This window comes from Kribbella sp. NPDC050241 (assembly GCF_044459685.1).
Classification (GTDB): Bacteria; Actinomycetota; Actinomycetes; order Propionibacteriales; family Kribbellaceae; genus Kribbella.
Genome location: NZ_JBITJE010000002.1, coordinates 380,857 through 404,034, shown reverse-complemented (window position 1 = coordinate 404,034; position 23,178 = coordinate 380,857). Strand labels below are relative to the sequence as shown.

General features: G+C 66.8%; 26 protein-coding genes and 3 tRNA genes. 15 read left to right on the top strand and 14 right to left on the bottom strand.

The genetic code is table 11. The features are described from left to right. Positions 1–16: 16 nt before the first annotated feature. The gene (locus ACIBG5_RS09870) at positions 17–1,486 is read left to right on the top strand and encodes a DHA2 family efflux MFS transporter permease subunit (RefSeq protein WP_396391146.1); all 1,470 of its coding nucleotides are present in this window, start codon (positions 17–19) and stop codon (positions 1,484–1,486) included. A gap of 25 nt (positions 1,487–1,511) precedes the next feature. Here the strand turns inward: ACIBG5_RS09870 and ACIBG5_RS09865 are convergent, their stop codons facing one another. From ACIBG5_RS09865 to ACIBG5_RS09855, 3 genes are all read right to left on the bottom strand, one after another. Then, positions 1,512–1,754 (bottom strand): hypothetical protein, encoded by a 243-nt coding sequence (locus ACIBG5_RS09865; protein WP_396391145.1) that lies wholly within the window; start codon positions 1,752–1,754, stop codon positions 1,512–1,514. Positions 1,755–1,838: 84 nt separating this feature from the next. Further along, entirely contained in the window at positions 1,839–2,567 is a 729-nt protein-coding gene (locus tag ACIBG5_RS09860; protein WP_396391144.1) for a DNA alkylation repair protein, read from the bottom strand. 20 nt (positions 2,568–2,587) lie between these two features. Beyond that, positions 2,588–3,331 carry an SDR family oxidoreductase gene (locus ACIBG5_RS09855; protein ID WP_396391143.1) on the bottom strand — a complete coding sequence of 248 codons (744 nt, stop codon included), beginning with the start codon at positions 3,329–3,331 and terminating at the stop codon, positions 2,588–2,590. Between the two features lie 311 nt (positions 3,332–3,642). Here ACIBG5_RS09855 and ACIBG5_RS09850 point away from each other — a divergent pair, with 311 nt between their 5' ends. Both ACIBG5_RS09850 and ACIBG5_RS09845 read left to right on the top strand, forming a co-directional pair. Further along, on the top strand, positions 3,643–3,993 hold the full coding sequence (locus tag ACIBG5_RS09850; RefSeq protein ID WP_396391142.1) for an STAS domain-containing protein: 351 nt from the start codon (positions 3,643–3,645) through the stop codon (positions 3,991–3,993). A gap of 108 nt (positions 3,994–4,101) precedes the next feature. Next, positions 4,102–4,833, top strand: a complete 732-nt coding sequence (locus tag ACIBG5_RS09845; RefSeq protein WP_131361578.1) for a polyprenol monophosphomannose synthase — start codon at positions 4,102–4,104, stop codon at positions 4,831–4,833. A 45-nt stretch (positions 4,834–4,878) separates the two neighbouring features. Here ACIBG5_RS09845 and ACIBG5_RS09840 read toward each other — a convergent pair whose 3' ends face one another. Both ACIBG5_RS09840 and ACIBG5_RS09835 read right to left on the bottom strand, forming a co-directional pair. Then, the gene (locus tag ACIBG5_RS09840; protein ID WP_396392032.1) at positions 4,879–5,220 is read right to left on the bottom strand and encodes a metallopeptidase family protein; all 342 of its coding nucleotides are present in this window, start codon (positions 5,218–5,220) and stop codon (positions 4,879–4,881) included. 26 nt (positions 5,221–5,246) lie between these two features. Then, positions 5,247–6,179, bottom strand: a complete 933-nt coding sequence (locus ACIBG5_RS09835; protein WP_396391141.1) for a hypothetical protein — start codon at positions 6,177–6,179, stop codon at positions 5,247–5,249. 125 nt (positions 6,180–6,304) lie between these two features. Between ACIBG5_RS09835 and ACIBG5_RS09830 the strand changes: the two genes are divergently transcribed. The 4 genes from ACIBG5_RS09830 to ACIBG5_RS09815 all read left to right on the top strand — a co-directional run bounded on the left by ACIBG5_RS09830 (position 6,305) and on the right by ACIBG5_RS09815 (position 7,985). Further along, complete coding sequence (locus ACIBG5_RS09830; RefSeq protein ID WP_396391140.1) at positions 6,305–7,486, top strand: hypothetical protein; 1,182 nt, start codon at positions 6,305–6,307, stop codon at positions 7,484–7,486. A 168-nt stretch (positions 7,487–7,654) separates the two neighbouring features. Continuing rightward, positions 7,655–7,727: transfer RNA gene (locus ACIBG5_RS09825), tRNA-Glu, on the top strand. A gap of 60 nt (positions 7,728–7,787) precedes the next feature. Further along, positions 7,788–7,861, top strand: a tRNA-Asp gene (locus tag ACIBG5_RS09820). A 48-nt stretch (positions 7,862–7,909) separates the two neighbouring features. Continuing rightward, positions 7,910–7,985, top strand: a tRNA-Phe gene (locus ACIBG5_RS09815). A 109-nt stretch (positions 7,986–8,094) separates the two neighbouring features. Here the strand turns inward: ACIBG5_RS09815 and ACIBG5_RS09810 are convergent. After that, positions 8,095–8,610 (bottom strand): hypothetical protein, encoded by a 516-nt coding sequence (locus ACIBG5_RS09810; RefSeq protein WP_396391139.1) that lies wholly within the window; start codon positions 8,608–8,610, stop codon positions 8,095–8,097. Positions 8,611–9,138: 528 nt separating this feature from the next. On the opposite strand from ACIBG5_RS09810, the gene ACIBG5_RS09805 reads away from it, so the two are divergent. The 5 genes from ACIBG5_RS09805 (at position 9,139) to ACIBG5_RS09785 (ending at position 12,725) form a co-directional block, all read left to right on the top strand. Continuing rightward, positions 9,139–9,648: a hypothetical protein gene (locus tag ACIBG5_RS09805; RefSeq protein WP_396391138.1), complete on the top strand. Its 510-nt coding sequence runs from the start codon at positions 9,139–9,141 to the stop codon at positions 9,646–9,648. A 472-nt stretch (positions 9,649–10,120) separates the two neighbouring features. Next, positions 10,121–10,552 carry a hypothetical protein gene (locus tag ACIBG5_RS09800; RefSeq protein WP_396391137.1) on the top strand — a complete coding sequence of 144 codons (432 nt, stop codon included), beginning with the start codon at positions 10,121–10,123 and terminating at the stop codon, positions 10,550–10,552. Positions 10,553–10,717: 165 nt separating this feature from the next. After that, the gene (locus tag ACIBG5_RS09795; RefSeq protein WP_396391136.1) at positions 10,718–11,422 is read left to right on the top strand and encodes a hypothetical protein; all 705 of its coding nucleotides are present in this window, start codon (positions 10,718–10,720) and stop codon (positions 11,420–11,422) included. Between the two features lie 233 nt (positions 11,423–11,655). Further along, entirely contained in the window at positions 11,656–11,994 is a 339-nt protein-coding gene (locus ACIBG5_RS09790; protein WP_396391135.1) for a hypothetical protein, read from the top strand. 32 nt (positions 11,995–12,026) lie between these two features. Continuing rightward, positions 12,027–12,725: a class I SAM-dependent methyltransferase gene (locus tag ACIBG5_RS09785; protein ID WP_396392031.1), complete on the top strand. Its 699-nt coding sequence runs from the start codon at positions 12,027–12,029 to the stop codon at positions 12,723–12,725. Positions 12,726–12,730: 5 nt separating this feature from the next. On the opposite strand, the gene ACIBG5_RS09780 is transcribed toward ACIBG5_RS09785, so the two are convergent. Further along, the gene (locus ACIBG5_RS09780; RefSeq protein ID WP_396391134.1) at positions 12,731–13,219 is read right to left on the bottom strand and encodes a hypothetical protein; all 489 of its coding nucleotides are present in this window, start codon (positions 13,217–13,219) and stop codon (positions 12,731–12,733) included. A gap of 663 nt (positions 13,220–13,882) precedes the next feature. Then, positions 13,883–14,311: a VOC family protein gene (locus ACIBG5_RS09775; RefSeq protein WP_396391133.1), complete on the bottom strand. Its 429-nt coding sequence runs from the start codon at positions 14,309–14,311 to the stop codon at positions 13,883–13,885. Positions 14,312–14,379: 68 nt separating this feature from the next. Here ACIBG5_RS09775 and ACIBG5_RS09770 point away from each other — a divergent pair, with 68 nt between their 5' ends. Beyond that, complete coding sequence (locus ACIBG5_RS09770; protein ID WP_396391132.1) at positions 14,380–15,195, top strand: helix-turn-helix domain-containing protein; 816 nt, start codon at positions 14,380–14,382, stop codon at positions 15,193–15,195. Here ACIBG5_RS09770 and ACIBG5_RS09765 read toward each other — a convergent pair. Genes ACIBG5_RS09765 through ACIBG5_RS09755 form a run of 3 tightly spaced genes read right to left on the bottom strand, consistent with a single transcriptional unit; the run spans position 15,192 to position 17,581 of the window. Then, positions 15,192–15,923 (bottom strand): dienelactone hydrolase family protein, encoded by a 732-nt coding sequence (locus ACIBG5_RS09765; RefSeq protein ID WP_396391131.1) that lies wholly within the window; start codon positions 15,921–15,923, stop codon positions 15,192–15,194. The genes ACIBG5_RS09770 and ACIBG5_RS09765 overlap by 4 nt on opposite strands. Positions 15,924–15,932: 9 nt before the next feature. Beyond that, positions 15,933–16,592, bottom strand: a complete 660-nt coding sequence (locus ACIBG5_RS09760; RefSeq protein WP_396391130.1) for a tyrosine-protein phosphatase — start codon at positions 16,590–16,592, stop codon at positions 15,933–15,935. Between the two features lie 5 nt (positions 16,593–16,597). Further along, positions 16,598–17,581, bottom strand: coding sequence for a sigma-70 family RNA polymerase sigma factor (locus tag ACIBG5_RS09755; RefSeq protein WP_396391129.1), 984 nt, complete (start codon positions 17,579–17,581; stop codon positions 16,598–16,600). 123 nt (positions 17,582–17,704) lie between these two features. Between ACIBG5_RS09755 and ACIBG5_RS09750 the strand changes: the two genes are divergently transcribed. Further along, the gene (locus ACIBG5_RS09750) at positions 17,705–18,430 is read left to right on the top strand and encodes an SDR family NAD(P)-dependent oxidoreductase (RefSeq protein WP_396391128.1); all 726 of its coding nucleotides are present in this window, start codon (positions 17,705–17,707) and stop codon (positions 18,428–18,430) included. A gap of 60 nt (positions 18,431–18,490) precedes the next feature. Here ACIBG5_RS09750 and ACIBG5_RS09745 read toward each other — a convergent pair whose 3' ends face one another. The 3 genes from ACIBG5_RS09745 to ACIBG5_RS09735 form a co-directional block, all read right to left on the bottom strand. Next, the gene (locus ACIBG5_RS09745) at positions 18,491–18,835 is read right to left on the bottom strand and encodes a hypothetical protein (RefSeq protein ID WP_396391127.1); all 345 of its coding nucleotides are present in this window, start codon (positions 18,833–18,835) and stop codon (positions 18,491–18,493) included. Positions 18,836–19,086: 251 nt separating this feature from the next. Continuing rightward, positions 19,087–20,523, bottom strand: coding sequence for a hypothetical protein (locus ACIBG5_RS09740; RefSeq protein ID WP_396391126.1), 1,437 nt, complete (start codon positions 20,521–20,523; stop codon positions 19,087–19,089). A gap of 148 nt (positions 20,524–20,671) precedes the next feature. Next, on the bottom strand, positions 20,672–21,442 hold the full coding sequence (locus ACIBG5_RS09735; protein ID WP_396391125.1) for a hypothetical protein: 771 nt from the start codon (positions 21,440–21,442) through the stop codon (positions 20,672–20,674). A gap of 476 nt (positions 21,443–21,918) precedes the next feature. Between ACIBG5_RS09735 and ACIBG5_RS09730 the strand changes: the two genes are divergently transcribed. Next, positions 21,919–23,049, top strand: coding sequence for a hypothetical protein (locus ACIBG5_RS09730; RefSeq protein WP_396391124.1), 1,131 nt, complete (start codon positions 21,919–21,921; stop codon positions 23,047–23,049). Positions 23,050–23,178 lie beyond the last annotated feature (129 nt).

The window sequence follows — 23,178 nt, the reverse complement described above, 5'->3', positions numbered from 1 at the left end:
GGCCTACGCTGAGCTCATGACGGATGAGCGGATCGCTTTCGGCACCGCCCGGGCTCGGTGGGTGCTTGCGGCGACGGCCCTCGGATCCGGTATGGCGTTCCTGGACGGAACGGTGGTGAACGTCGCGCTGCCGGCGATGGCCGAGGACCTGAACGCCGAGATGAGCGGGCTGCAGTGGATCATCAACGGCTACATGCTGCTGCTCGCGTCGCTGATCCTGCTCAGCGGTTCGCTCGGCGACCGGCTCGGCCGGCGACGGATGTTCATCACCGGGGTGATCTGGTTCGCGCTCGCCTCGGTGATCTGTGCGGTCGCGCCGAACCTCGAGGTGCTGATCGCCGGCCGCGTCCTGCAGGGCGTCGGCGGCGCGCTGCTCACCCCGGGCAGCCTGGCGATCCTGCAGACCACATTCCAGCACTCCGACCGCAGCAGGGCCGTCGGCACCTGGTCCGGCCTGACGTCGGTGGCCGCGGCAGTCGGCCCGTTCGTCGGCGGCGGCCTGGTCGACAGCGTGTCCTGGCGGCTGATCTTCGTGATCAACGTGCCGATCGCACTCGTCACCGTCCTGGTCACACTGCGGCACGTCCCCGAGACACGCGACGAGACGGCGGCCGGGAAGCTCGACCTGGCCGGTGCGGGGGTGGCGACGATCGGTCTGGCCGGCCTGACCTTCGGCCTGATCCAGGCCGGCGAGGACGGCTTCGGCGACCCGTTCGTCCTGACCTCGCTGGTGATCGGAGTGCTCGCCTTCGTCGCGTTCGTCGAGGTCGAACGCCGCAGTTCGCACCCGATGCTGCCAACCGGCATCTTCAAGAACAGACAGTTCACCGGCGCCAACCTGGTCACGGTCGTCGTGTACGGCGGGTTCGGCACGGTGACGTTCCTGCTCGTCGTCTATCTCCAGACCGCACTCGGGTACGACGCCATCTGGGCCGGAGCCGCGCTGTTGCCGATGACCCTCCTGATGCTCGCACTGTCCGGACAGTCCGGTGCGCTCTCGGAGCGGATCGGCGCCAGGCTCCCGATGACCATCGGGCCGGCATTGATGGCGGTGGGTTTGCTGCTGATGCTGCGGATCGAGCCGGGTTCGTCGTACGTCGAAGCGGTATTGCCGGCCGTCATCGTGCTCGGGTTCGGCCTGGTCGCGACGGTCGCGCCGCTGACCGCGACCGTACTGTCGTCGGTCGAGGACCACCACGCCGGGATCGCGTCCGGCGTGAACAACGCGGTCGCCCGGTCGGCGCAACTGATGGCGGTCGCCGCGATCCCGATGGCGGCCGGGATCACCGGCGACGTCTACCGCGACCCGGCCGCCTTCCAGGAGGGGTTCGACCGGGCTGTGTGGATCTCAGCGCTACTGACCGCCTCCGGCAGCGTGGTGGCCTGGTTCACGATCGGCGACCGGACCGCGCAGCGGATCCACCTGCACCACCACCGGCACTGCGCGGTCGAAGCCCCGCCGTACGCCCAGACCCGCGAGGGCTGAGGCTGTTGCCAGCGGCAATTAGCTGTCAGGCGCAGGCGGGGATGTCGCGGCCGGAGTTGTCCTTGGCCTCGTCGTTGCCCCAGCGGGACAGGTAGTACGCCGACACCCACTGGTTCGCCGGGCCGACATCCAGGTCCGTCTTCAGCCACCAGTGATTGAACGCCGTACCCACGCGGACCTCCGGGCCCCAGACCCGGCAGAACACATAGTTGGTGCCCTTGTTCAGGGTGCCGGTCTGCGTGCCACCAGGGGTGCTGTACCGGGGCATTCGCAAAGATGTCCACCCAGAACTTGGGCTCAGGGTAGGACCACGTCGCCACCTCCGGCAGGCCTTTCGACCTGCACTGAAACGTCAGCGCAAGGCTCGGTAGTACCGGCGGACGTCGGGGGCGAAGTGCTCGGTCGCATAGCTGAGCATGGTCCGCGGCATCGCCGCCGCATGCTCGTCCAGGAACGCGAGCAACTCGTCCTCCGAGACCCGTTTGCCGGCTTCCCGCAGCATCCAGCCGGAGGCCTTGTGGATCAGGTCCTGCGGATCGTCGAGCACCTGCGGCGCGAGCGCGTAGATGTCCGCACTGTCCCCGCGTCTGATGAACCATTGGGTCGCGACCAGCGCGATCCGTCGCTCCCACAACGACGGCGATCGGACCAGGGTGTGCAGCTCGTCCCGCGGCTTGTCGGACAGGTACCCGCCGACGATGTCCGCCGCACTGCAGTCGACCAGATCCCAGTTGTTGATGTACGCCGTACTGCGCAGGTACAGGTCGTGGATCGCGGTGACTTCCGCGGAGTCCGCCGTACGCGGTGTGAGAGCACGGGCGGCCCGATCGGCCAGCAGGCAAAGGATCGCCAGCCGGTGCTCGTGGACCGGGCTGGTCAGCGCCTGCTCGAGCTCGGGCAGCGGGAGGCCGGCGCGGAGGTAGGGCTTGAGCAGTCCGCGGATCGTCGACAGCTTCACCCCGACCATCTGGTCGCCGTGGCCGTACCCGCCGGGCTGCAACTGGAAGTACCGCGACAGCACCTCCGCCACTGCAGGATCAGCCGCGGCGTCGATGTCGGCGAGTAGGTCCTTGGTACTCAAGTCGAGTAGGTCCTTGGTGCTCAAATGAGGAGGCCGCCGGTGGCACGGAGGTTCTGGCCGGTCATCCAGCGGCTGTCGGGGCCGGCCAGGAAGGCGACCACGTCGGCGACTTCGGCCGGCTCGCCGATCCGGCCCAGCGCGGTGATCCCGACGAGACGGTCTTTGGCCTCAGGCGGGTTCTCCCGGTGGAACATGTCGGTGTCGGTCGCACCCGGCGACACCGCGTTGACGGTGATCCGGCGGGCGCCGTACTCACGGGCGGCGACCCTGACGAACAACTCCAGCGCCGCCTTGCTGCCGGCGTACAGGGAGATGCCCGGACCGGGGACCGCGGTGTTCAGCGTGGACAGGGCGATGATCCGGCCGCCGTCGGGGAGCACCTGGCCGGCCCGCTGGATCGCGAAGTACGGACCTTTGAGATTGGTCGCGAACGTCTCGTCGTAGTCAGCCTCGGTCACGTCCGCGATCCGTTGCACCTTCGCCTGCGCCGCGTTGCACACGAAGATGTCGAGGGTGCCGGTCGGCTCGGCCGCCCGCTCGAACAGCTCGTCGACCGCACCGAGGTCGGCCTGATCGGCCTGGACCGCAATCGCCTCGCCGCCGGCCGCCTTCACCTCCGCGACCACATCCGCGGCCGCGGCCTCGCTGCTGGTATAGGTGAACGTCACCACGGCACCGTCGGCGGCCAGCCGCCGGACGATCGCCGCTCCGATCCCGCGCGAGCCGCCGGTGACCAGAGCCGCCTTGCCGTCGAGTACGCCCATGTCCACTCCTTCAGTCGTCTGTTTCCTCCCTGTTTACCACCGGCTTGGGGCCTGTCGGCTTCGTCGCGCGGACTGCTCGCATCGCCGCACGGCTTGACGCTTCGGACAGGCACGCCTAAGTGCTGGCAGCGCTTACATCCGGTCAAGGTCACGCTCCGAGGTCATCCGCGTCAGACCCGTTGTGACGTTAAGCCGTTGGGGCATACGGTGAGGGCAGGGCAGTTCCATCCCGCCAGGACCGACCGGCGTTCGTGGCGCTACCCGGGGGAGAGACCGGCGTGACAAGCCACCCAGAGCCGCGGGACGGCGAGATGATCAGAACGACTTTCGACGCTGCGACCGTGGAGCTGGAAGCCGGCGTTCTGCTGGTCCGGATGTCGGGTGAGATCGACATCGCGACCGCCGACTTCGCCTCCGAGTCGATCCGGGCCGCGGTCGCACCGCCGGCCCGACTGGTTCTGATCGACGTGTCCGCCGTCACGTTCTGCAGCTCCGCCGGCCTCGGCAACCTGGTCGAGGCCCGCAACCTGGCCGGTCAGCACAACATCACGCTGGCCCTCGTCGGCGTCGGCCGTCCGGTCGACCGCCCGCTCGCAGTCACCGGCCTCGGCGGTCAGTTCCGCATCTACTCCACGGTCGAGGAGGCCCTGGCGGAGCTCTGATCCGCCACGGCTGCCAGGCCTGGCCGACACTCGTTCTTCGGCAGGTGACGTGTCACCGGCTCGACCGCCCGATACGGTAGCGTCCGGTGTCTCCGAAGAAGGAATGTCATGGGTGAGCTAGCGAAGATCGTGGTCGTGGTGCCGACCTACAACGAGCGGGAGAACCTGCCCGTGCTGGCCGGGCTGCTGTCCGACCTGAACCTGCCCGGCCTGCAGATGCTGGTCGTCGACGACAACTCCCCGGACGGTACCGGCGACGTCGCCGACGAACTGGCGAAGGCGTCGCCGGAGCAGGTCTCGGTGCTGCACCGGACCGAGAAGAACGGACTCGGCCGCGCCTACATCGCCGGCATCAGCCGCGCCCTGGACGACGGCGCCGACATCGTCATCCAGATGGACGCCGATCTGTCCCACCCGGCCTCGGTGGTCCCGATCATGGTCGAGACGCTGCGGACGACGGACGCCGGCGTGGTGATCGGGTCGCGGTACGTCGAGGGTGGTTCGGCCGCGGCGGAGTGGGGTTGGCACCGCCGGGCGCTGTCAGCCTGGGCGAACTTCTACGTGAACGCGATCCTGCGGCTCGGGGTGAAGGACGCGACCGCCGGCTTCAAGGCCTGGAAGGCGGACACGCTCCGCTGGATCGACGTCACCACCATCCAGAGCAACGGGTACTCGTTCCAGGTCGAGATGAACTACCGCACGGTCCGTCGCGGGCTGCACATCGCCGAGGTACCGATCCGGTTCGAGGAGCGGACCGCGGGTGCTTCGAAGATGAGTCTCAAGGTGCAGCTGGAGTCCGCGCTGATGCCTTGGAAGCTGCTGTTCAAGCGGTCTTCCTGACGGTACTTGCGCTTGGGCTCATCCGCTTGGGTTCTTCCGCTTGGCTCATCCGTAGCCGAGGTCGTGCAGGCGGGCGTCGTCGATGCCGAAGTGGTGCGCGATCTCGTGCACCACGGTGATGTTCACCTCGTCGACGACGTCGTCCACGCTGTCGCAGATCGCCAGCGTCGAGTTGCGGTAGATCGTGATCCGGTCCGGCAGTACGCCGCCGTAGTAGTGCCCGCGCTCGGTCAGCGGGATGCCCTCGTAGATCCCGAGCAGCGCCGGATCCCCGGCCGGCGGCTCGTCCTCGACGAAGATCGCGACGTTGTCGATCAACGCCGCCAGCTCCGGCGGCACCTCGTCCAGCGCCTCGGACACCAGCACCTCGAAGTCCGCCCGGCTCATCTCGATCACGCTGCCAGCGTAGTGAGTCAGAGCCAGCCCTGACGGGACGCCTGGACGCCGAGCTGGAACCTGGTCTGCGCGCCGAGCGCCTCCTGCAGCCGGCCGATCCGGCGCGCGACAGTGCGCTCACTGACGCCGAACTCCCGAGCGATCGACTCGTCCGTCAGGCCTGCGCTGAGATAGGTCAGCAGTCGCTTCGACTCCAGGTCCGGTCCGGCGGTCACGTCGTTCAGGTCGGTCGCGCTGGTGATCGGTACGGAGATCCGCCACAGCGCATCGAAGACCCGTGCGAGCCCGGCGAGCAACGGGGAGTCGTGGACCACCATCGCGACGAACTCCGGCCCACGCTCGACCTCCGACCGAGCACCGACGAGTGCCCACCGGTCGTCGACGACAGTGATGTTCAGCGGTACGCGGGGGAACACCCGAGCGTGCTCCCCGGCCTCGATGCACGACCGCACCATGTGCAACGCGTTGGCGTCCTGGAGGACGTGGGCTCCGTAGATGACCTCGTACCTGACGCCTCGCTCGAGCGCGTCGAACATGCCCTCGACGATCCGGATCTCGCGGGCCGCCAGGTTGCCCATCGTCATGGCCCGGACCTGGCTGTGCGCGTCCGACTGGACCGAGTTCAGTACGGCCTGCGCGGCGGCGTACGTCGGCAGGATCTCCAAGTAGTCCTGGCGGCCGGCAGCCGACTTCCACAGCTCGGTGAGGAAATCGGCGCTCTCGTGGGCCAGGGCGGCCTGCTTGGTGTGCCGCTCCGCGAGCGCGTCCATAGCCAGCCGCGGCGGACGGACCACCAGACCGTCGTCGGTCCGTTCGACCAGGCCGAGCCCGATCAGCTCGTCCAGGCACTCGTCCGGGTGAAGCTGCTGGATCGCCTCCGGGTTCAGCAGCAGGTCGAGCAGCAGCACCTCGGCCGCGGCCGAGAGACCCAGTGCTTGGAGCGGCTCCATGTCTCTGTGTATCAGCAGGCGACAGGTTCTCGCCATGCCGGTTTCTGACAGCACGAGGTCTCGTAGTGGCCGCTACACGCTGCCAATACTGATGCCGCTCGTCCCCGTCCTCTAGGAGATCCCTGATGAGAAAGAGCATGGTCTGGTCGGCAGTCGCAGCTGTCGGCCTCTCGCTCGGGCTAGCGGCCACCCCCGCCGCCTCGGCGGCCCCGGCCGGCGTTGCGGTCCAGAGCGCCGTACCGCAGCAACTGTCCCCGGAGATCCAGCAGATCGTCGACAATCTGCCGGCAATGCGGGCGCGGGCGGACGCCGTACGCGCGCAGCTCGGTCTGCCGGACGACCCGGTCCGGGACGCGCTGATCGCGGCCATCGACCCGACCCAGTACGAGTGCTCCACCGAAACCCCGGCCGTGGTGAGCGCGGTCATGCCCGACACGTCGACCTGGACGTTCGAGCAGATCCTCGCCGTACTCCACGTCCTGCTGTTCCAGATGTCGCTCATCGACGCGGCGTACCTGCCGCAGACCGGTCCGTTCACCTACGGCGCCCAGGGTGAGTTCACCAACCAGGTCAACCGCACGATCAAGGACCTGGGCCGCTTCTGGGACATCCCGTCCAGCGATATCGAGCTTGTGCCTGCCCACGGCCGCTCCATGCTCGACCCGGAGGTGAACTACCGGGTCTTCACCGCCGTCTACGGCTTCAACGCGGAGCAGTCCCGCGTGTCCGCCGACCTGGTCGCCCATGAGCTCAACAGTGCGACCCTGGGGTACGGCGATCTGCCGATCTTCACGTTCAACGCGTACGCGGCTTCAGGTGGTGAGAACTTCCCCGGGTACGGCATCGCTCCGAAGCGGATCGCGTTCGGCGACGGCGTGATGGAGGGCTTCGCCCGGGTCGGACTCGGCGATGTGGCGCCGCAGGCGATCCTGGCGCACGAGTTCGGTCACCACGTCCAGTACGCCGACGGCCTGATGCGGGACGACCTGCCGGGCCCCGAGGCGTCGCGCTGGGCCGAGCTGATGGCGGACGCGTTCAGTGCGTACTTCCTTACCCATGCCAGCGGTGCCTCGATGAACTGGAAGCGGGTCCAGTCGTTCGGCCAGATGTTCTACCAGCTGGGCGACTGCGGCTTCACCGCCGCCGGCCACCACGGCACACCGAACCAGCGGATGCGCTCGGCCCTCTGGGCGTACGGCGTCGCCGACTCAGCCCGTCCACAGGGTCACATCCTGCCGTCCCGCAGCTTCTACGACCTGTTCGCAGCGCAGTACCCGACGCTGATCGCCCCTGACGCGACCCCCTGACCCCGGGCCGCGCGATCAGCTGAGTAGGCCGGCTCTCCCCGGCCAGGGCGCCGTACGCCCACCTCCTCCCCGGCGTACGGCGCCCCACTCCGGAACTCGTTTTGGAGCGCGGGGACAAACCCTCTATGCTTACGGCTGTCCCTGGAGCTTCGGCTCCCGCGGGTCCGAGTCCCCATCGTCTAGTGGCCTAGGACGCTGCCCTTTCAAGGCGGTAACGCGGGTTCGAATCCCGTTGGGGATACGGCCGAAAGGCCGGTGTCAGAACCACCTCGGAGATGCTGTAGGATCGTCGAGTCAATCTGGCCCAGTGGCGCAGTTGGTTAGCGTGCCGCCCTGTCACGGCGGAGGTCGCGGGTTCGAGTCCCGTCTGGGTCGCCCAGGAGAAGGCGGCGGTGTTCACACACCGCCGCTTACTTTCTCCCCGGTCAGGTAGCTCAGCTGGTAGAGCGTCCGCCTGAAAAGCGGAAGGTCGGCGGTTCGAGACCGCCCCTGACCACCACCACCCTCTCCGCCACCGGGGAGGGATTTTTCTTTCCCCGCGCAATCGACCCCCACGCCGGCCACAGGTGGCAAGGTGAGCGTGATCACGCTGTCCGAGCACATCGACGTCAGGGCAGGCTCGCTCGTACCGCCAGCCATGCTCGGGCGACGTCTCGGTCTGATCCGGCGGGTACCTGGTCAATCATCATTGTCAGCGGTGCGAGCAGGTTCTTGTGACGCCGGAGCAGCAGCATCTCCTCGCGAGGTAGCGCTCTCCATCGACGAGCCAACTCACTGGCAGCTTGTGGATGCGGAGTCGTTGTTGCGAGAACGCTGCGGACCAGTGCCGCCGGATCCCAGGTCTCGTCGCCAGGCAGCGGCCCAAGCTCATTGATCAGCAGCGCTCGCATGCTCGCGGCGTCCGTGGCTGCCTCCCATCGGTCAAGGCCGGCGAACCTCTCGCTGCCCTCGACAAGCAACAAGAACACCATCGCCCACTCGCGGCGAATATCGTCTGCCAACGTGCGGTTATAGGCACGGCTCTGGGGCATGATTCGCACTCGCAACCACCAGTTGGTCTCGGCAGGTGCGGATGCCTTTTGGTCAGCGTTGTGATCCACAGCCTCCATTGACTGCTGGGCCACTCGTCCATCTCCGCGGCGAGAACCTGCTCCGACATCCATCCAGTGTTGAGCAGCGTCCCCGCAGCTCCAATCGGACGTACCGATGAGTTAGCGGGCAGGCCGTACGGCAGCACCTGGCGTCATTCACCCTCCCAGCGGGATGTGTGGCCACGTCAGACAACACGCTTTGGGATCCCGCGCACCAGTCCGGCGAGCTGAATAGCAAAAGGTCGGCGGGTCGAGACCGCTCCTGACCACCCCTCATCTGTGGTTCTCCCGCAGAGGCCGGTGGCGCCAGCACAGCAACTCAGGTAGGTGGCGACCAGTTCCGTTGGCCGCGCGAGGTTCTGGCAGGCTGCAGGCATGCAGCCGGTGCCGTCAGATAGTCATAGATGGTTGTTCGACCTGACTGATCCGGATCCTGCGCGTCGGCGGGCGGCGTTGGACCGGCAGGGCGAGCTCATAGCTACGTGGTCCGCCGGGCTCCGGTGGTCGAACACCCTCTGGTACCAAAACGGCCGCAGCTCCGACTTCTCGCACTCACCGAAGTTGACCGCTGAGTACGACCAGGCGGAGGCCATGCAGAGCAACGCCATCGCTCAAACCCTCTACAGCGTTGCCGCGGAGTTCGGCCGAGCGCGTTATCAGGAGCTCGACGACGCAGCGGCAGAGTCAGTGCCGTATGCAGTCCTGTTCCTCCAGTGGGAAGTCGGCTTTCAGGACGAGTGGCGAACCGCGGCGCCCTGGTCGCCATGGGAGCAGAAAGAGAGGATTCTGCGCGGCTTCATCAAGGCCGGCCCATTGGGCTGGGGGGAGGCCTTGATCGACCTTGTAATGGCCGCGGTCAATCGCGAGCACTGGTGTGAGGACCGCTGGTACGCGGCTTTGGCGCGACGCCTCGACAGTCCTGAACTCCGGAACCTGCTCGCGGACGCGGCCGCGTCGACCGATTCGCTCGTGCGGCTGCGAGCCGGATACGTCAGCGCAGTACTTGACGATCAAAGCACGCCGGTTAGCGTCGCAAGTTGGAGGCGCTGGCTGGCCGCGACCGACGGCTGAGCATCAAGCCACAGCAGCACCTTGTGCACTAGTCACTTGAGGAGTGCACGTGCTTGCAGGACGTCGGCCAGCACCCGAACGGTCACCTGGATGAGATCCACATCGTCGCCGGCAGCGACCCGGCACGTGCCGAAGGTACAGCGATCGGTACAGCAACAACCAGCACCATCGGACGTCGCAGTTCGCCACCATGCCTCGCATAGCAACGAGACAGCCAATCCGAACGTGAGGCTCAGTCGAACTGAGCCGGATCAGTTCCCTCCGAGTCCGTGCGGCCTGGACGATCTGAACCGTTCGGAAGTAGCGGCGGCATAACAGTCCCACGCCAAGGTCCTAACGGCCCCGATCACTTCTGAATGCAGTTCGCTAGCGTGCCGACATGGCATCGAGGGGTGGGCGCGCATTCACGGCTGCCCTGTTGTTCTGTGCTGCTAGCCTCCTGGTCGCCTGCGAGCCTCCGGTCAACGGATTCATGGGCCTGACGGTCGACGCAGCAGGGCGACCTGTCGCGGTGATGCAGATCTGCGAGCACGTCGACGGTGTCACGATCTACAGCGAGACCCCTTCTGTGGATCCGGATCAGTCGCCGATCGTCACCCCAGTGGCGACCTGGGTCGTCAGCCCATCGGCGTCAGGATTCGTGCAATTTCCACTGTCTGGCAGCGGCTGGCGACTCCAGGGCGAACGCAAGCCTCTCCGAGCTGACACCGAATACTCTCTCCACGCCTGGAGCAACACAGGATCACCACGAACCGGCTACGCGACATTTACGCTGGCTGGGTTGAAGAAATTGCAGTTCGGCCAGGTCCACGTAGGCAGAGGACTGGAAGCCGATCCCGGAGATCGAGCCGACGGCGGACTGACCATCCCACTCGCCGAGTTCCGGACGGGTCCCTGCACCTGAACGATGCTCGCCCGATGGCCCGGGGAGTTCCTGGATCATGATGGCGACCGGTGTCTTGCTGGTGGCTCGGTGCGGCTGCACACTCGGATTGGGGTACTTCGCGCCGCGGGGCGGATCTTGGTGCGTGCACCACTTCATCCGTGGGCGCGGCCGTGGGGAGGCGGTATGGACGAGTCACGGGCACTTCGGCGTGCGGGGTGGGCGGGTGCCGCTTCGATTGTGCTGCTCGTTGTCGGGGTGGCGCTGGGGTACCTGGTCGGTGTCGACAACCCAAGCATGTCGGACGCCGCCATCCTCGAGAGGCTCAATGACGACGCGCGGCAGGCCGCCGCCGGGGTCGGGATGCCCGTGCTCGCCGCGGGGGTCGCCCTGCTGCTCTGGTTCGCCACCGGTGTGCGACGAGTACTCGACCGACTGTCCGGCGGCGACCCGCTCGCGCACGCGGTCGTGCCGGCTGCGGCACTGTTCGGCGGGCTCATGATCACCGGTGTCTCACTCGATGTGGGGAGCGCGTTCGCGGCGTGGTCGGACGAGTTCACCGCGGATCCGAACACCGTCCGCGCGCTCGGCATGGCGGGGCAGGTCCTCGCGCTCACCGGGCTGATCGGCTGCGGTGTACTGGTCGCCGTCACGACACGGATCGCCCAGCAGGCGGGTGCCCTGCCGACGTGGGCGACCTGGGCGTCCTACGCGGTTGTCGTGCTGTGCCTGTCCGGCTTCTGGAGCGGGGGCATCGCGTCCGTGGCCGTCGCGCTGTGGCTCATCGGCGCCGTCATCGGCGTGCTGCGCGCGGCGCGGCGGACACCGCCGGCGCAGGGTGCACCGGCTCCGAAGGCGGCCGGCACGCCCCCGAACCCCGCCAGCAGCTGACGGGCGTACACAGGCCGGCCCGCGTCCACAACCTGGCATCTGCGCGCGACGCGGAACGGTTGCGGGCGGCACCTTCGGCCGCCGGAGCGAGGTCACATACCGAGATGTATGCTGACGGCCGCTTATTGCGCCAGGATCGATCAGGGTTGCGGGGACTAGGGATGCCGACCAGCGAGTGGACCATGGCCAACGATGACTATGGATCGCCTCGGGGGCCTCGGCGGAAGACTCGCATGATCTTCGCGTTCGGAGTGCTGGCGTTGCTGGTCGTCTTCACCGTGCTCTATTTGATCGGTGTGCCAGGACGCAGTACTCCGAAGAGCTACAAGACCAACGTCGATTGCCAGGTGAACACCGTCGGATCGCAGGGCACCGTAACGATCAGCGGCATGATTTCAGGCGACGCGACGAGCTACTCGGTGACCGTCGACGTCTTGGATGCAGCCTCACACCAAAGGATCGGCGGTCAGACCTTCGAGGTTCGCGGCACGACCACCTTCGGAGGAACCACCCCAGCGCAAGCTCCCATCGGACCGGCGGGCATTGAATGCAAGATTGCCAAGGTGGCCTAGCGCAGGGAGACCCTAATGAGAGTGAGGACTTGGTGAAGGCCGATCACTATGACGGGTTTGCTGAGAGCTATTCGGCGGAGAACGACTCCAGCCTCCTGAACAGGTACTACGAGCAGCCGGCGATGGTCGAGTTGGCGGGCGACGTCAAGGGTCGCCGGATTCTCGATGCTGGGTGCGGTTCTGGGCCCTTGTCTGCGGCCCTGCGAGCCAAGGGTGCCATCGTGACCGGGTTCGACGGCAGCCCCGCGATGATCGAGTTGGCGCGGCAGCGACTGGGTGACGATGCTGACCTGCACGTGGCCGACCTCGGCCAGCCACTCCCCTTCGACAACGGTGCGTTCGATGACGTCGTCGCTTCGCTCGTACTGCACTACCTCAAGGATTGGACGCCGCCTCTGGCTGAGCTGCGGCGCGTTCTGAAGCCAGGCGGCCGCCTCATCCTGTCGGTGAACCACCCCATCATCTACAAGATCCTCAAGCCGAACGCCGACTACTTCGAGGTCGCCGAGCACGCGGAGGAGTTCAGCTTCAACGGCCAGGACGCAGTACTGACGTTCTGGCACCGGCCGTTGCACGCGATGACGGACGCATTCACCGAGGCGGGCTTCCGCATCTCCGTTATCGCTGAGCCGCCCTTCTCCCCCGAGGCTCCGCGCGAGCTGCTACCGCCAAACATCGGGGACCGGTCAAGGTTCCTGAGCTTCCTCTTCTTCGTTCTCGAAGCAGGCTGAGTCGCTCAGGTCTGCTCGAATGAACGCGGTTTGTCCGACAGGTCCTCGACGAAGGGGATCTTGCTGACGGACTGGTGGTACTGCTCGGCCGCCTCTTCCACGGAGAGGTGGCCGAACTGGAGGGATGTCGCCACCCCCTCGAGCTCCGTGCTGCAGACCTCCGCGGCCGTGACGCGTGCGGCGAGATCCTGCGACTTGCTCAGGTTGGCGGAAATCACCGACACCAAAGAGACGATCAATGCGGCCACGCAGAGCGGTCTCCAAACGCCCGCAGCGGTGGCGATCGACAGTTCTTCTTTTACGCTGTTCGTGAATGCCAGGCCGCCGACGGCCGGACCTGCCACCAAAACCGCCGCCAGCGCGCTGCTGACGATGCTGATATTGGTCAGTCGATTGCGGCGTGGACGGACCTGGTGCAGAAAGGCGGTGATACCCGCCCGCCTTGTTTCGATTCGAGCGCGCAACTCCGCGCGCACTGCAGGATCATCGGACATCCTGCACCCCTGCCTTCCCCCGGGCCGGTCGGCCGCGATCCGCGACGACCGGCAGCTGGTGCCAGGTCGCGCTACAGGCACAGGGCCTTCGCTGAGGCTCGGTGGCCCGAGGCACGGCCACTTCGTGTCCGCCGGCCGAAGACTCGCACCGCGGATTAATGTTTCGCCTGATCCCATAATACTGCTACACCGAGGTGGTCCGCAGGCATTTTTGATGAGCGTCACAATGGCGACCTTGAGTGGTCGCTCAAATACCCAACTGCGGTAATGATCAAATGCTTGCTGCATATGGATGGCAAACTGTGCCCCATGGCTGATCATCGGGTGGTTGTTCGGGGTGCTGGGGCGGGCGATCGGGGCAAGGCCTGGGGGCTTGCGCGGGAGTTTGCGACCTCGTTCGTGCCTGAGCGTGCGGCGTTCGACGAGTCCTTTGCGAGGCTTCTGATCGCGGCGCAGACACTCCTGCTGGTTGCAGAGGTGCCTGGCCGGGGTGTCGTCGGGTACCTGCTAGGCAACAGTCATACGACCTTGCTCGCCAACGGACCTGTCACCTGGGTCGAGGCGCTGCCTACCTTGCGCTCGCCAGCCGGCGGGCGGGGGACTTCTATGTTGCCTTGGGCTACGAAGACTCGGCCACGTTCTACAAGAAGACCTTCAGTTAGGTCAGGAGAAGGCTCGGGCTGTGGCGGCTACTACTTCTTCGTGGGGTACGTCGTGCAGGTGCTGGTCGATGTTCCAGAGGTGACCGAAGGGGTCGGTCAGTTGTGCGTGGCGGGTGCCCCAGAAGGTTTCCTGGAGGGGATGCCGGATCTCGGCGCCGGCGGTCAGAGCTTGGGCCAGGGCCGATTCGGCGTCTGCCACGTCGAGGGCCAGGACTACGGCGGTGCCGCCGATGGTCGGCGGGGCCAGCACGTTCATTTCGGGGAACTCGTCGGCGAGGTGGAGTAGAGAGTCGCCGATGCGGAGTTGGACAGACATGAGTCGGCCGTCGGGGGTGGGGATTCGTTCCAGTTCTTCGGCGTTGAAGGCATCGCGGTAGAAGGCCGCAGCTCGGTCGGCGTTCTGCACGACGATGTGTGGGGTGATCGACATGTCGAGCAACCTAGGTCGCCACTGTCGATGGTGTCTTGAACGTTCTTGCAGGCGCCTAGCATGGCGAGGTGGAGCAGGTTCGGATGTGGCGGGCGCCGGGTGAAGGACGGGTGCTGCTGATGGCGGGGCGGACCACTCGGTACGCGGTGGATCCGCGGGGTGAGTACGTGTTCGGCGTCGTCGGTGGCGAGCCGATGCGGTCATGGCGGGGGCGGGAGAAGCGGGTGGTGCGGCCGGGGCAGTTGGTTGCCTGGGATCCGTCGTACGCGCACTCGGGGCGGTCGGTCGACGAGTGCCGGCCGTGGGATGCGCGGTTGATGGTCATCGAGGTGGCTGATCTGGCGGCGCTGGCTGAGGATGCGGAGGCTGATCCGTTGGCCGACGTACTGTTCCCGGAGCCGGTGTTGAGTGATCCCGAGTTGGCTGCCGGGTTCCTGCGGTTGCATGCCACGCTCGAGGCGCCGAGTTCACGGCTCGAGCAGGACGAGCGGCTGGTCGAGTGGCTCCGCCTTCTCATCGACCGAACCTCATCCATCCGCTCGGCGCGCCCACCGATCACCGCGCACGACGGGCGGGCGCTGCAGCGAGCCTTCGAGTACCTCGCTGATCAGCCTGAGCGGAACGTCGGGCTGGACGAGCTTGCCGGGGTCGCGGGGACCGGGAAGTTCCGGCTCATTCGGCTCTTCAGGCAACGTACTGGGCTTCCACCTCATGCGTTGCAGCTTGCTCACCGGATCCGAGCGGCCCGTCGTCTGCTCGAGGCGGGCATGTCCATCGCCGAAGCCGCCGAAGCTACGGGGTTCGCTGATCAGAGCCATCTGCATCGGCACTTCCAGAGGAGCCTCGGGATGACACCGGCTGAGTATCAGCACCGCTTCGGCTAGGGCGTCAGCGTGCGATCGAGTAGGGCGAAGAGTTCGGTGTAGTGGCGTTCGGCGGCGGGTTCGTTGTACGCCGGGGTGTCGGCCATGGTGTAGCCGTGGGCGGCTCCCGGGTAGACCTCGGCGCGGTGCGGGACGCCGGCGTCGGTGAGGGTGCGGTCGAGTTCGGCGATCTGCTCGGGAGTGGCGCTGCGGTCGTTGTCTGCGAAGCCCAGGTAGACCTCGGCCCTGAGGTTGCCGGCGGTCAGGTGTGGGCTGTCGTCGCCATCGGCGACCAGGCCGCCGACGTGAAATCCGGCGAGCGCGGCGACGCCATCGGGGTACGCCGCGGCGATCCGCCAGCCGACCCGCCCACCCATGCAGTAGCCGGTGATCGCGACCGGGCCGGGCGCGACGCGCTCCAAGGTGTCCAGGTAGACGCGGCCGTCGCTGACGATCCGCTCAGGCGTCAGTTCGTTGAACATCGGCCGGAGGCGCGCGAACAGTCCCGGATCGCTGATCTCGTCCAGCGGGACCACGGGTGACCTGCCGGAGCGGTAGAAGACGTTCGGTGCGAGTACGACGTACCCGTGCTCGGCGATCCGGTCCGCCATCCGCTCGATCTGCGGCCGCACGCCGTACGCATCCATCACGAACAGCACGCCCGGATGAGCCCCGTCGCCGGAGGGTCGCGCGAGGTAGGCGTCAGCGACGCCGTCGGACATGGTGATGTCGATCGTCTCGGACCCCATCTCCGCACCTTAGCCCTGCCGGTCCACCTGACTGAGGCGGGTGGTCAAGGACGCCAGGTGGGTGGTGGTCATGCCGGATTGGTTGACGTAGCGGCGCGGGCCGCCGTACTCGGTGTCCAGGTGGTCGAGGAGGTGGAGGATGGTTTCGGTGGTGGGGAGGGCGAAGCCGGGGCGGGGTTTGGTGAGGTTGGTGATGGCGTAGTCGGCGGCGATGGCGTCGCGAGGTACGCCGATCAGGGCAAGCGTGAGGGCGGTGACGAGGCCGGTGCGGTCCTTGCCGGCGTGACAGGTGAGTACGACGCCGCCGGATGGGGCGTCGGCGATCGCCGTGATCGCGGAGGCGAAGCGGTCGGGGTAGTCGTCAATCAGGATCCGGTATTGCTCGAACAGGTCCGACGTAGAGACGTCCGGGTCGGCGGGATCGGTGAGGGGGACGTTGAGCCAGCGGTCGTCGTGGGTGAACGGCGATGGGTACGTCTCGCACTCCCAGACACTGCGCAGGTCGACGATGCGACTCACACCTGCTGCACGCACGGCGGCGATGCCGGCGTCGGTGAGCTGATCGAGGTTGTCGCTGCGGGCGAGTGCGCCGGTGCGGATCCGGCCGCCGTCGGTCAAGGGCAGCCCGCCGAGGTCTCGTGCGTTGGTGCAGTTCGGCCAGTTCAGCACGGGTGTCAGTCCAGGGTCCGGGGCAGGCCGAAGTACGGCGCGAGGGTTGTTTCGAAGTGGGTTAGTTCGTGGATGTGGGATCCGGTGATGCCGATGACGAGTACGCCGACGATGTGGAGGACGCCGGTGACGGGGTCGCGGATGTACTCGCCCCAGGCTGGTTGGCCGTTCGCGCCGACCGGGACCATCTTCGCGATCTCGCGTCGGTGTCCGGCGAGGACGGTGAAGAAGCGGTGGACGGCTTCGGTGCCGCCGTACTCGAACGGGAGCGGTGGCATCCGGACCCAGACGTCGTCGGTCATCAGGGCGAGGAGTGCGTCGACGTCCTGTGCGGTGAAGGCGGCGACGAAGCGCTCGACCAGGTCACGATCCTCGGGCCCGCGCGTCGGCCTGCCGGTTGACTGAGCGTCCATCGTCGTACGGGCTCGTTTGAGTGCACTGTTCACGGCGGGTTCGGTCAGGCCGAGGATCTCAGCGGCTTCGCGAGCCCGATACCCGAGTACGTCGCGCAGCAGCAGCACCGCGCGCTGGTTCGGAGGCAGCAGTTGCACGGCGGTCACGAACGCCAGCGAGATCGCCTCGCGGGACTCGTAGCGAGCCTCGGGGCCAGGGTCGTCGTCAGGCAGACCGTCGAGCAGCAGGTCGGGATACGGCTGCAGCCACGGGACCTCACCCATCCGCGACGGCTCCGGTGGTGGCGTGACCGGGAACGGTGTCGCGGCCACCGGTCGGCGTGACGACGATCGCAGTACGTTCAGGCAACGGTTGGTCGCGATCCGGTACAGCCAGGTCCGGACCGACGACCGCCCTTCGAACCCGTCCAGCCCGATCCATGCCGAGAGCAACGTTTCCTGCAGCGCGTCCTCGGCGTCCTGCAACGATCCGAGCATGCGGTAGCAATGCACCTGCAGCTCCCGGCGATGCGGCTCCACCAACTCCGCGAACGCGTCCCGGTCACCCGCCCGCGCGCGCTGCAACAATGAGTCCATTCGTCACCTCCACACCGATACTGACACCGGCCATGGACAGAACTGGTCGCTCCCGCAGCGCCCAGTTTCGCGCGCCCGCCCTGTCTATCTCCTCAGCAAGCCCATCCGAAGGAGAGAGACACCATGTCGGAAGACCCCATCGCGAACCGGTCCGTCCTGATCACCGGCGCCAATCGAGGCATCGGACAGGCCCTGGTCGAGGAGGCGCTGCGGCGCGGCGCATCCCGCGTGTACGCCGGTACGCGCCGGCCGCTCGATCACCCGGACGAACGCGTCACCACGCTGAGTCTGGACGTCACCGACGACGTCCAGATCGAGCTCGCGGCGAAGAGCGTCGACTCGCTCGACGTCCTGATCAACAACGCCGGCCTGTTGCAGTACGACGACCTCGGGGATCGCGCGATCCTCGAGCGGCACCTGGCGGTCAACCTCTTCGGCACGCACGCCACCACCCAGGCGTTCCTGCCTCAGTTGACGCGATCGCGTGGTGCCGTCGTGAACGTGTTGTCGGCGGCGGCCCTTGCGTCGGTGCCCGTCAGCCCGGCGTACTCGATCTCCAAGGCCGCGGCGTTCTCGCTCACCCAATCCCTCCGCGCATTGCTGTCCCCGAGCGGTGTCCGCGTGTACGCCGTACTGGCCGGGCCGGTGGACACGGAGATGTCCCGCGACCTCGACATACCGAAGGCGACTCCGGAGTCGGTCGCACGAGCGATCTTCGACGGCGTGGCAGCCGGCGAGGAGGAGATCTTCCCCGACCCGTTGTCTGCAGCTCTCGAGCCGGGTTGGACCGCCGGTTCGGTCAAAGCACTCGAACGCCAGAACGCCGCCCTCCTCGCAACATCCCACTGACGACGACCACAACCCCGCATCTGCGAGATCAAGGCGAAGTAGGAGTACGGGCGGCAGAATTCAAGGGCGTAGGCGGCCGAAGAGGACTCGGCTGAGGAGGCTGGCGAGGATGAGTGCTACCAGGCCGGTCAGTGCTACGACGGAGAGAATGCAGGCCAGGTTCTTGGCCAGGGACAGGCGTGGGGTCGTGTTGGTGAAGCCGTCGGTCATCAGGGCGAGGGTTGCGAGTGTTGCGAAGGCGAGGGCGGCCAGCACCAGGACGAGGATGTGATGGCCGCCCAGCGTCGCTGTGGCAGTGAACTTCGAGGTGTGGTCCAACCAGGAACCGAATGTGTACATCCAGACCACCGTTGCCAGGTCGGCGGCCATCACGAACCAGAGCGAGGTCGACGGTCGGGAAGCCATTCGCGTCCCCAGCTGTATCAGGCCATCCGGCCTTTGGACGTCGGTGGCGCCGCCCGGACGGACCAGCGCCGGACCCCGCCTTCTGTTCAGACTGCTCGCTCTGGTCAGGGCCATGGGGTGCTCCTGGGTCAACGGAGCGAGGCCTGTGCCCGTTCACGGCCGCGCTCTTGACCCCAAGTACGCCGTACCCCTGATCTGCAAAGCCACCAACGATGCCGCGACGGCATCGCCGAGCCGAAAGCCCACCCTGATCAGCGGTTCGCGTGCACCGCTGCGAGCTCGGCGACGAGTAGTTCGCCGGCTCCTTCAGTGGACGCGAACCACGGGTGCCTGGTCTCCGACCGCGCGCCTGGGTGGTCGATCAGCTGAGCAATCTCCGCCGGCGTCGGACCTCCGAAGAACGCCGGTTGCCCGGCGTCAGGACCCGTCTGCGTCAGTACGTCGAGCAACCGAGTCAGACGGCGCCGCCGTACCTTCGCACCCCTGGACAGGCGCGACTCGGCCACGGCGCGGCGCCATTCACCCAGGACGAACTGCCCTCGGCGCTGGCGGAGCAACGCGTCGTCGGTGTCGCTTCGTGCCGGCGAAGCGTGGCTGTCGGGGTCGAACACATCCGCGCGCAGATACTCAGGCGATGCACCGCGCAGCGGAACCATCTCGGTGAACACCGGAGTCGCCGCACCGAACCGCTCGGCTTCGCGGCCCGACCTCAAGGTCAGGAGCACCGGTTCTTGGGCCGCGCCCGATCTGCTGTCGACCAGTCGGACCATCAGGCGATCCGCCAGAAGCGCCGGCTGCTGACGCGCACCGAAGGCAGGCACGATCACGCGAACGGAGCTTTCACCTGACCTGACCATGCGGATCTCCTGGGCCCGCACGTCTGTATCGACGATGCGCGCGCGCAGTTGGCGCGGGTCGACCGAGCTCCTCAGCGGTGTGGTGTTGAGCAGCGGCCGGTCACTCAGCTGATAGGTCACGGAGTGATCGGGAAGCCTGAAGGTTGCGGCAACAGGAACAACCGCCCTGAGCCTCAGCCACGCAGCAGCCACGGAGTCCAGGTCGTCGTCCGGGCCGTCGATGACCCGCCGACCGAGCGCCGCATATCCGTTCACGAGGCGGGACAGCCCGGAGAACAGGGCTCGAGGCAACGATTCTGCGGACCCCGTCAGGCCGTCCAGGTAGTCGACGAACCCGCCCGCAGAACGCCGCGCGAGCACGAGAGCGCGGTCCGCGACATCCCGACGGAGTACGCCCGCGGGCAGCGATCTTGCGGCCCGGGCGTGGACGACTGCCCGCTCAGCGTCGAGCAACGCCTGATCGAGCGGGAGCTGAAGCCACCAGTCCAGCGCATCGATGACCGCGGCTCTGAGCCAGGGCCGGGCGGGGGTGAAGTCGACAGACAGCTCGGCTTCGAGCCGTCGGGAGCCTGCGGCGTTCCGCTCGTCGCGCCAGCGCTCGAGATCTTGTACGGCGTCCGGTCCGATGACCGCTCGCAGCAGAACCAGGTCGGCCTGCTCCCAGCGGTGCACGGTGACGGAACGCCAGCGTCCCGGTTCCGACAGGTCGATCTCGACGCCGATGCCGGATCCGAGGTCAGTCGTTCTGAAGAGATCGGCAGGCTTCGACCCAGCCACGCGAATCTCGGGCTCGGAGGTACAGATCCCGGGCGCGGTGAGGATCGCGATCATCGTCTCGACCCCTCCTCGCGCTGCCGACCGGTCGTCCGATCGTTGACGATCTCAACGATCTGAAGGCCGACCATGCGATGGAACACGGTTCCCCAAAGGTTATGGCCCATCGATCAACAGGTAAAGGCCACGCAAAGGGCTGCGCCGATCAAGCAGGCTGAGCCATCGTCCACGCGACTGCGGCACCCTTCCGTGCCGGGGTCCCTTCCGGGACGACCGAGTCGACCCATGGCGGTGCTGGACGTCGCCCCAGTTCGTGTGTCGCCAACCGGCGCAGCCCGTAGTACTGGTCGATGCGATCCCAGACCGCCCGAGTCATCCCCCCTGCCGTCGGGCGGTCCAGGCGCCGCAGCTCGGTGGCACTCCGGAGGAAGCCTTCCCGCCGGCGTTCGCGGAACTCGTGGATTCGTGCCTCCACCGACGCGCTCTCGTCGTCCGTGGTGACCTCTTGCAGCCAGCTCTCTCGATCACACTCGACCCAGCACAGGTACTCGACGAAGGCCAGCAGAAGGATGTGCCTGTCCTGGGTCATGCCGATCGGGCGCTCGGCCGCTTGACGACGTAGCTGGTGCAATTCGCCCTGCTCGCGCCAGATCAGCCGAACCGTCCGGTACGCCGCTCCCGCCCGCGGACCTGGGTCCGGCGGCAGCGCGAACCGGACGATATCGGTCCCTTGCGACGATGCGACAGGGACGCCCGGCTGACGGCGATGGACGCTCGCTGCCGCCATGCCGAGTGTCGACCAGGCCAGGCCGAAGTCACCAGCCGCCCGGTACGACATCGCTCGAGCGATCGTCCTCAGATCGGCGCCGATGTACGCGTCCGTCAACCCGCCGGCGGCGAGGATGCGCCAGGCGGTGCGCCAGTTGCCGAGCTCCAGTTCGTTGATCGCGGCGATCTCGCCTGGAGCGGCGTTCATGGCCGTGAAGGTACGTCGTGACCTACGCGCCCCGTTGCGCCGTGGTCCTGGATGACGAAGCTTCCTCGCTGTGATGAAACGAGGTGGGGCCGAACGCCCACGAAGGGCGAAGGCGTCACGGTGAGCATCTGTGCTGCGGCGATGGTTCTGCTCATGGGGCACCTGCTTCGATCAACAAACATCGCGCGGGCTGGGTCGCAGTGCATCTCTCCTTCTGTACCGCGTGGCTTCACCTGTCTTCAGGTGTACTTAGGTATAAAGATAGAACACGGACTCGATTCTCGCTTGCAATATCGCGCGCCGTCACAGTAGAGTCGCGCGGCGATACGATTAGTGATCAGACTCGACCACGGCGCCAACGGGAGGTAGTCAGCAACTCTCCTTCTACCGAGCTTCGGTTGTGGCCTGGTAGAGGAGTAGACAGTATGGTGATCGGATGCTGGCTACCTCGCCGGCTGACCATTCGGGAGTGACCTGTGGCGCCCTCAGCAGAGGCGGAGCGACTCGCTAGACGCCTGCGGGATCTGCGCGAATCTCGCGGCCTGACTCAGGCGACCTTGTCGGAAGCACTCAGCAAGAACGCGCGGGTAGCTGTGCCGACGATCAGCTCGTGGGAGTCGTTGACCAACCCCAAGCTGCCACCCAAGGAACGGTTGCGTTCCTATGCCCTGTTCTTCTCACAGACCCAGGCGGACGGCACTCCACATCTGCCCCGCGAGCAGGATCTGACCCCTGCCGAACGCGAGCAGTTCAACGCGCTGCACCAGGAGCTCATCGACCTTCGCGACGCGGTTCGCGGCGTGGTCGCGTCATCGTCCAGCGGCTCCATCTGGACCTTCGAGAGCGGCCCGATCACGATCGTCTGCCCCGAGGTGCCGGAGAGTGCCCGCTCTCCGCTGGCCAAGGAGGAGAATCCGAACTACGCCTGGGCGTACCGCTACGCAGACCTCGATGCGTTGATCGAGCTTTGGGGCCACATCCGTGCCTCCAATCCCGAACTGCCGGTGGAGCATGTGTCCTCAGCCAAGGTCGGAGACAGCCATCTGAACGGTCATCTGATCGTGCTCGGCGGCATCGGTTGGAACCGGGTCGCTGCTCGTCTCCAGAGAAAGCTGGCGGATCTCCCCATTCGGCAGGTTGTCGCCCCGGACCTGGAGAATGGCGAGATCTTCAGACTGGGCGCGCGGGGCGGTCGAGAGTTCCGTCCCGAGTGGATGGAGGTCGAGAACGACGGCCCGAAGACCGTTGACGCGGGGCGAATCGCAGCAGATCAGGCCGAAGACGTATGGCGTGACGGCCGCCGCCGCGAACTGGTCGAGGACGTCGCGCTCCTCGCCCGATTGCGCAATCCCTACACGGACCAAGGCACCGTCACCATCTGCAGCGGTGTTTACAGCCGCGGAGTGCTGGGGGCGGTCCGCGCGCTCACGAACTCCAGGGTTCGCGATCGTAACGAGGCGTACATCGCAAACCGGTTCCCGAGCGGATCGTTCGCGATGCTCATGCGGGTTGAGATGACGAAGAACGGCGGTGCGCTGGCGCCTGACCTGCAGACGCACAGCAACCGTCTCTTCGAGTGGTCGCCGGACGAGGGGGCCGGCGAGTGAGCCTCGGCCGCGACACGACCTTGGGCTGTCCGTACAGCTGGCCTGCGGCTGCGTCGTGATCAAGAGTCCAGACAAACAGTTGCTTGCCTGCGGCGCCGCTTCATCCGACCAGGAAGCGTCGACATACAA

Bases quoted from the DNA above. Each gene is read 5' to 3' on its own strand.
- ACIBG5_RS09870 (WP_396391146.1), top strand. From the start codon at position 17: ATGACGGATGAGCGGATCGCTTTCGGCACCGCCCGGGCTCGGTGGGTG.
- ACIBG5_RS09865 (WP_396391145.1), bottom strand. From the start codon at position 1,754: ATGCCCCGGTACAGCACCCCTGGTGGCACGCAGACCGGCACCCTGAAC.
- ACIBG5_RS09855 (WP_396391143.1), bottom strand. From the start codon at position 3,331: ATGGGCGTACTCGACGGCAAGGCGGCTCTGGTCACCGGCGGCTCGCGC.
- ACIBG5_RS09850 (WP_396391142.1), top strand. From the start codon at position 3,643: ATGATCAGAACGACTTTCGACGCTGCGACCGTGGAGCTGGAAGCCGGC.
- ACIBG5_RS09845 (WP_131361578.1), top strand. From the start codon at position 4,102: ATGGGTGAGCTAGCGAAGATCGTGGTCGTGGTGCCGACCTACAACGAG.
- ACIBG5_RS09840 (WP_396392032.1), bottom strand. From the start codon at position 5,220: ATGAGCCGGGCGGACTTCGAGGTGCTGGTGTCCGAGGCGCTGGACGAG.
- ACIBG5_RS09835 (WP_396391141.1), bottom strand. From the start codon at position 6,179: ATGGAGCCGCTCCAAGCACTGGGTCTCTCGGCCGCGGCCGAGGTGCTG.
- ACIBG5_RS09830 (WP_396391140.1), top strand. From the start codon at position 6,305: ATGAGAAAGAGCATGGTCTGGTCGGCAGTCGCAGCTGTCGGCCTCTCG.
- ACIBG5_RS09800 (WP_396391137.1), top strand. From the start codon at position 10,121: ATGGGCCTGACGGTCGACGCAGCAGGGCGACCTGTCGCGGTGATGCAG.
- ACIBG5_RS09795 (WP_396391136.1), top strand. From the start codon at position 10,718: ATGGACGAGTCACGGGCACTTCGGCGTGCGGGGTGGGCGGGTGCCGCT.
- ACIBG5_RS09790 (WP_396391135.1), top strand. From the start codon at position 11,656: ATGATCTTCGCGTTCGGAGTGCTGGCGTTGCTGGTCGTCTTCACCGTG.
- ACIBG5_RS09780 (WP_396391134.1), bottom strand. From the start codon at position 13,219: ATGTCCGATGATCCTGCAGTGCGCGCGGAGTTGCGCGCTCGAATCGAA.
- ACIBG5_RS09775 (WP_396391133.1), bottom strand. From the start codon at position 14,311: ATGTCGATCACCCCACACATCGTCGTGCAGAACGCCGACCGAGCTGCG.
- ACIBG5_RS09765 (WP_396391131.1), bottom strand. From the start codon at position 15,923: ATGGGGTCCGAGACGATCGACATCACCATGTCCGACGGCGTCGCTGAC.
- ACIBG5_RS09755 (WP_396391129.1), bottom strand. From the start codon at position 17,581: ATGGACTCATTGTTGCAGCGCGCGCGGGCGGGTGACCGGGACGCGTTC.
- ACIBG5_RS09750 (WP_396391128.1), top strand. From the start codon at position 17,705: ATGTCGGAAGACCCCATCGCGAACCGGTCCGTCCTGATCACCGGCGCC.
- ACIBG5_RS09745 (WP_396391127.1), bottom strand. From the start codon at position 18,835: ATGGCTTCCCGACCGTCGACCTCGCTCTGGTTCGTGATGGCCGCCGAC.
- ACIBG5_RS09740 (WP_396391126.1), bottom strand. From the start codon at position 20,523: ATGATCGCGATCCTCACCGCGCCCGGGATCTGTACCTCCGAGCCCGAG.
- ACIBG5_RS09735 (WP_396391125.1), bottom strand. From the start codon at position 21,442: ATGAACGCCGCTCCAGGCGAGATCGCCGCGATCAACGAACTGGAGCTC.